5 protein-coding genes are annotated in these 6,365 nt (G+C 56.0%); all 5 read right to left on the bottom strand.

Translation table 11 applies throughout. The features are described 5' to 3' along the window. The coding region (gene rsxC, locus BIS10_RS06415; protein ID WP_253503569.1) for an electron transport complex subunit RsxC at positions 1 to 1,440 on the bottom strand (1,440 nt) is incomplete at its 3' end. After that, positions 1,427 to 2,008, bottom strand: coding sequence for an electron transport complex subunit RsxB (rsxB, locus tag BIS10_RS06410; RefSeq protein ID WP_044627978.1), 582 nt, complete (start codon positions 2,006 to 2,008; stop codon positions 1,427 to 1,429). The genes rsxB and rsxC, both read right to left, overlap by 14 nt. A 5-nt stretch (positions 2,009 to 2,013) precedes the next feature. Beyond that, complete coding sequence (gene rsxA / locus BIS10_RS06405; protein ID WP_044627977.1) at positions 2,014 to 2,595, bottom strand: electron transport complex subunit RsxA; 582 nt, start codon at positions 2,593 to 2,595, stop codon at positions 2,014 to 2,016. Further along, positions 2,592 to 4,181: a diguanylate cyclase domain-containing protein gene (locus BIS10_RS06400; protein WP_253503567.1), complete on the bottom strand. Its 1,590-nt coding sequence runs from the start codon at positions 4,179 to 4,181 to the stop codon at positions 2,592 to 2,594. Before BIS10_RS06400 ends, rsxA begins: the two co-directional genes overlap by 4 nt. Before the next feature lie 114 nt (positions 4,182 to 4,295). Then, positions 4,296 to 6,332 carry a methionine--tRNA ligase gene (gene metG / locus BIS10_RS06395; RefSeq protein WP_253503564.1) on the bottom strand — a complete coding sequence of 679 codons (2,037 nt, stop codon included), beginning with the start codon at positions 6,330 to 6,332 and terminating at the stop codon, positions 4,296 to 4,298. Positions 6,333 to 6,365: the final 33 nt, after the last annotated feature.

Below are 6,365 nucleotides of genomic sequence, written 5' to 3'. Positions count from 1 at the left end.
GCCCTTAGCGTCGCTGGAAGCGGACTGCTGCTGGGCGAGCCGTGCCTGACGGCGCGCCTTCTTCTCCGCTTCTTCCCTGGCCAGCCGCGCTTGGCGGAACTCAAAGCGGTGCTTGGCGTGTTCCGCTTTGGCGGTTTCGATGCGTTTATACCGGATGCGCTGTTTGGAGGAGCGGTAGTCCTGCACCAAAGGGATCGCGCTGGGGCAAACGTAGCTGCAGGCACCGCACTCAATACAGTCGAACAGATGATGGGCTTCAAGGGCGGCATCGTTTTCGGCACGGGCGTACCAGTGCAACTGCTGGGGAAGCAGTTGAGCAGGGCACACACTTTCACAAGCGCCGCAGCGAATGCAGGGGGCTTCTGCGGGTGCTGGCGGCAGCTCCTCTTTTGTCGCGGCAATCAGGCAGTTGGTCGTTTTGGTGACGGGAGTGTCTAATGACGTAAGCGGCGTGCCCATCATCGGCCCGCCGACCACCACTTGATGCAACTGCTCGTCGTCCACGCCAACCTGCGCCAGCAGCGCGTCTACCGAGGTGCCTACACGAACCCAGTAGTTGCCGGGCTGGGTAATGGCATCACCAGTTAGGGTAACGACCCTTGCGACCAGCGGTAGTCCGTCGCGTACCGCTTGCAGAGCCGCGAGCAGCGTTCCGGGGTTGTGGCATAGCACGCCGATATCCGCCGGTAGCCCACCGCTAGGCACTTCGCGGTTCAGCAGCTTTTTAATCAGCTGGCGCTCTCCGCCGCTGGGATAGCGGGTTTCGATTATCTTCAGCGTCACGCTCGCGAGCGGTTCGCTGTCAGCAATGACCGTAAGAAGAGCTTGTAGCGCCTGAATAGCCTCAGGCTTGTTATCTTCAATACCGACGATGATGTGCGCGGCTCCACATAGGCGGGCCAGCAATTGAGCCCCCTCAAGCACATCCGCCGCATAGTGGCGAAGCGTGAGGTCATCAGCGGTAATGTAAGGCTCACATTCGGCGGCATTGACCACCAGCGTATCAATGGCGTGGTGCTCGTTGACTTGAGCTTTGATATAGGCCGGAAAGCCAGCCCCCCCTAGCCCAATAAGCCCGCTGTCATCTAGCCGTTCCAGCAGCGCGTCGCGCTCTGTGGTTCGCCAATCCAGCGGTGGCAGCGTGGCCCAGCGATCTTCGCCATCGCCTTGAATGATGATCACGCTGTCAGTTATCTCGATCACGGTGCCGCTGATACTGGCGTGCACGTTGGCTGAGACCATGCCATCTCGGCGGGCGACTAGCGTACCTGTTTTGACTGTATCGCCCACGTTGACGCAGGGCAACGCTGCCTTGCCGGTATGCTGCGACATCGGTAGCGTTACCTCACTGGGCAACGGCGCGGTGCGCAGCGGCGCTTGATTAGAACGCTCTTTACGCTCGGGCGGGTAGATGCCACCGGGAAATTCATAGGCCGGCATGCGCGCTCCTTAATGGCTGGCGGTCGCTCACGATGGGCTCCCACTGTGTCAGCGGCTTGCGTCTGGGCAGCATGTCGATGCAGTCCACCGGGCAGGGGGCTACGCAGAGGTCGCAGCCGGTGCACTCGTCTTCGATTACGGTATGCATCTGTTTAGCCGCGCCAATAATGGCATCTACCGGGCACGCCTGAATGCACTTGGTGCAGCCGATACACTCGGCTTCACGGATATACGCCACGGTATCTTCACTGGCTGCTTCCCCATCTAGCGGGGCAGGGTCACGGCCGAGCATATCCGCTAGGGCGAGAATAGTTGCCTCACCGCCGGGAGGGCATTTATTGATGGCGTCGCCCTGATTGATCGCTTCAGCGTAGGGGCGACAGCCGGGATAGCCGCACTGGCCACATTGGGTTTGTGGCAGCAGCGCATCAATTTTCTCAACCAGCGGGTTCTCTTCACCTTTAAAGCGCGCGCTCGCCATGCCGAGTAGCGCGCCAAAGGTGATGCCCAGGCCGGTGAGTACGCCGACGGCGCTAAGCACGCCCCACCATGAAAATGAATCGCTCATGGCCGTTACCCCTGTACCAGTCCGGAAAATCCGAGAAATGCCAACGACATGAGGCTGGCGGTAATCATGGCGATAGCGGCACCACGAAAGGGCTTGGGTACATCTGCGCTAGCCAAGCGTTCGCGCATGGCGGCAAACAGTACAAGCACCAGCGAAAAGCCTAACGCAGCGCCCAGGCCATACAGCGTGGTATGGAAAAAGCTCAGCTCTCGGTTCAGCGACAGCAGCGCCACGCCGAGGACGGCGCAGTTGGTGGTAATCAGTGGCAGAAAAATACCCAGCACCTGATGCAGTAACGGACTGAGCTGGCGCACCATGATTTCCGTGAACTGCACCACGGCGGCAATCACGACGATAAAGCTAATGGTACGCAGATAGGTAATATCAAAGGGCACCAGCAAGCCGTGATAAACCACATAGCTAGCGGCAGAGGCTAGCGTCAACACGAACGTGGTGGCCAACGACATGCCCATTGCCGATTCGAGCTTGTTCGAGACACCCATAAACGGGCATAGCCCAAGAAATTGGACCAACACAAAATTGTTGACCAGCGCGGTGCTGACCAAAATAACGAAGAGTTCATTCATGACGGCGTATTTTGCTTAGAAATAGGGTGGCTGGCTAGAGGGGGCTTGTAGAGAGCCATGCAGTGGCGGCCGCTGGCTTTGGCTAAATACAGTGCTTGGTCAGCGGTGCCCATAACTGCGCTTGGCAATGATGTTTCACTATCTTCTAGCATACCGATGCCTAAGCTAATGGTGACATAGCGGCTAACAGGTGACGTGGTGTGGGGCAGCATAAGCTGGTCGACTGCCTCAATCAGCGCATTGGCAAATTCGGTAGCCTCTTTCGGGGTAATACCTGGCAGCAGCGCGCTAAACTCCTCTCCACCGGTACGAGCAATAAGAAAGTCATGTTGGTTGGCTATGCCATGCAGCGCCGTCGCCACTTGCTGTAAGCACTCGTCTCCTTTCTGATGGCCATAATAGTCGTTGTAGAGTTTGAAGTGATCGATATCCAGCATCATGACGGCCAGTGGTTCACTGTCTGCACTGGCTTGGCTCACCGCTAAGGTTAAGCGCTGATCGAATAACCGCCGGTTGGGAAGCTCCGTCAGTGAGTCATGGGTCGACATGCGGAGCAGTTCCGCATTGAGCTGCTGTTGGCAGCTGAGCTGTTCTGAAAAGGCTCTGGATAGGATACCGATTTCATCGCGACGTTGGGTTAAACCATTACTGTCATTAAGCTGGCCCGCAGACTGTGTGAACGCGGTGAGCTGGCGCAGTGGCTTCAGCACCATTCGCTCGAGCAGTAATAGCACCATGCCAATGACAAGCAGCATCAAACCGGCTGTCCAGAGCAGGATGTAGCGAAAGGTGGCGAGGCTTGCGAGGTACTGCACGCGATTTAACTCGATCTCCAGCGACACAGCCTCGTTCGTTCCCAAGGCGGGAAACTGCTGTGATGCTCGGGCTTGGTCGCCCGAAAACGTGAGTTCGGTAGCCTTTGCAGCGTTGTAGGGTGTGACGTTGAGCGATATGGGGAGCCCGGTGTAATCGGCCATGCGCTCAAGCCAGGCATCATCCATGGCTCGGACTTTAAACAGCCAGCCGTTGGGTGGGCCGCTCTCATCGGTACGTAAAATTTGGCTAGCCGCCACGATGGCGGGCCACTGTTCGATATAAAGCGTTATCGGGTCAACCTGGTTTGCGATGGCTGATTGCATCGTCTCGACCCAAGGGGCCATCCATCCACAGCGGTTAACGGCTGCGGTACAGGTTTGATAGCGACCGGTAACTGGATCTAGCCCCGCCAAGAAATGAACATCGCCTGCTAGGGTAAAAAACGCCATAAGGTGGTAGTTCATGTCTTCAAACATCTGCTGGCTAAAGTTGACCTCGGTATAGCGAGGGTTGCTACCTTCAAGAAACTGGTAGCTATCATCCCAGTTCGCCCAGTCCCGTGCCTGGGCGAGCAGGCTCTCTTGATTGAGCATTAGGCTGCGCTCAGCCCGATCTAGTTCGCGCTGCACGGCGGTGTGTTCTTCAGCCTGTAGCGCTGGGAAAATCAACCATTTGCTGATGACCGCGAGCGCTATCATTGCGACGATTAATAACCCGCCTAATACGGCAAAGAAACGAAAACGCAATGATAGAGAGAGGCGCTGGCCCATAGAGCAAACTCGTATTGATGTTTATGACGGCCATTAATGGGTCTAAATGAAAGTAGCCTAAAAACAAAAGGGGCAGGCTGTTCGCCTTGCCCCTTTCATCCGTGAATGGCGGCGTTACGTTACACGCTGACCCGGCTCGGCGCCAGCATCCGGCGAGAGCAGATAAATACCCTCTTTATTCGCTGAAGCAAGCACCATGCCTTCGGATACACCAAAGCGCATCTTGCGGGGCGCCAAGTTGGCGACCATCACCGTCAGGCGGCCTTCCAGGGCTTCTGGAGAGTACGCAGAACGAATGCCAGAGAAGACGTTGCGGGTTTCGCCACCCAAATCCAGGGTAAGCTGTAGTAGCTTGTCAGCACCCTCGACATATTGTGCTTTGGCAATCCGAGCAATGCGCAGGTCAACCTTGGCAAACTCATCAAAGCTAATTTCATCCGCGATTGGCTCGTCTGCTAGCGGGCCTTTCGGGGTGTTTTTTAGCTTCTGCTCTTCTACCAGATCCTCTTTTGATGCGTCGATCATGGCATCGATTTTGTCCCGTTCAACTCGGGTCATCAGCGGTTTGAATTTGTTGATCGGGTGGTTGACCAGCACATTACCACGGCTTTCCCAATCAAGAGTGTCAATATTTATAAACTCACGGGCTTGCTCTGCCATGGTGGGCACCACCGGTGCCAGATACACCATGAGCTGGCGGAATAGGTTGATACCCACCGAGCAGATTTCCAGTACTTCTTGATCGCGACCATCCTGCTTGGCAAGTGCCCAGGGCTCTTTTTCAGCGATATAGGTATTGGCTTCATCGGCCAATTCCATAATTTTGCGCATGGCGCGGCTAAACTCACGCGCTTCAAAGTCGGCGGCAATGTCGTCACCGGCAGCGATAAAGCGGGCAACCATCTGCGGCTCGGCACAGTGCTCAGAGAGGGTGCCGCCCCCGAGTTTTTTGACAAAACCGGCACAGCGACTGGCAATGTTCACGACCTTACCGACGAGATCTGAATTCACTCGGGCAGCGAAGTCTTCAAGATTTAGGTCAAGATCATCCACCTTGGAGGTGAGCTTGGCGGCAAAGTAGTAACGCAGGTACTCGGGGTTGAGATGTTCAGCGTAAGTGGCAGCCTTGATGAAGGTGCCGCGCGATTTCGACATCTTCGCACCATCGACGGTCAAAAAGCCGTGGCAGTTTACCGCCGTGGGGGTGCGCAAATCAGCACCGTGGAGCATGGCAGGCCAGAACAGCGCGTGGAAATAGACGATGTCTTTACCAATGAAGTGGTAGACCTCCGCGTCTGAGTCTTTTTCCCAGAAGCGATCGAAATCAATACCTTCGCGCTCGCAGAGGTTTTTAAAGCTGGCGAGATAGCCGATGGGGGCGTCTAGCCATACATAGAAGTATTTGCCGGGCGCATCGGGAATCTCAAAACCAAAGTAGGGCGCATCGCGGGAAATATCCCACTCGTTAAAGCCAGACTCAAACCACTCCATTAGCTTATTGCGGATTTGTGGCTGTACGTGGCCATCATTGATCCACTGCTGCAGGAAGTCGGCGAAGTCCGGCAGTTTGAAGAAGTAGTGCGTGGAGCTGCGTACTTCGGGCGTGGCACCGGAGATGGCGGAAACTGGATTGATCAGGTCCGCAGGTGTGTAGGTTGCGCCGCACTTTTCGCAGTTATCGCCGTACTGATCGACCGCGTGGCACTTCGGGCAGGTGCCTTTGATGAAGCGATCGGCTAGAAACAGACCTTTCTGCGGGTCGAACATCTGCTCGATATCGCGAGTGGCAATATGGCCTTTATCGCGCAGGCGGGTGTAGATCAACTCGCTGAAGTAGCGGTTCTCATCCGAGTGGGTGGAGTGGTAGTTATCGAACCCCACGCCAAAGCGGGCGAAATCTTCCTGGTGGTCTTGGGAAACGCGTTCAATCAGTGCTTCAGGGGAAATGCCTTCCTGCTCGGCACGCAGCATAATCGCGGTGCCGTGAGCATCGTCAGCACAAACGTAGTAACACTGCTGGCCACGGCTCTTTTGGAAGCGTACCCAGATATCCGTTTGGATGTACTCAAGCAGGTGGCCTAAGTGAATAGCGCCATTGGCATAGGGAAGGGCGCTCGTCACCAGAATGTTGCGCGGGGCAGTATTGGACATGGTGAGTGATAATTCCGGTTAGGCAGTACAAAT

This window comes from Halomonas sp. 707B3, assembly GCF_024158645.1.
GTDB classification, from domain to species: Bacteria; Pseudomonadota; Gammaproteobacteria; order Pseudomonadales; family Halomonadaceae; genus Vreelandella; species Vreelandella lionensis.
The sequence above is the reverse complement of the archived record's forward strand: the minus strand, read 5'-3'. Positions and strand labels throughout refer to the sequence as shown.

Coding starts and splice junctions, on each gene's coding strand:
- BIS10_RS06400 (WP_253503567.1), bottom strand. CDS start 4,181: ATGGGCCAGCGCCTCTCTCTATCATTGCGTTTTCGTTTCTTTGCCGTA.
- metG (WP_253503564.1), bottom strand. CDS start 6,332: ATGTCCAATACTGCCCCGCGCAACATTCTGGTGACGAGCGCCCTTCCC.
- rsxB (WP_044627978.1), bottom strand. CDS start 2,008: ATGAGCGATTCATTTTCATGGTGGGGCGTGCTTAGCGCCGTCGGCGTA.
- rsxA (WP_044627977.1), bottom strand. CDS start 2,595: ATGAATGAACTCTTCGTTATTTTGGTCAGCACCGCGCTGGTCAACAAT.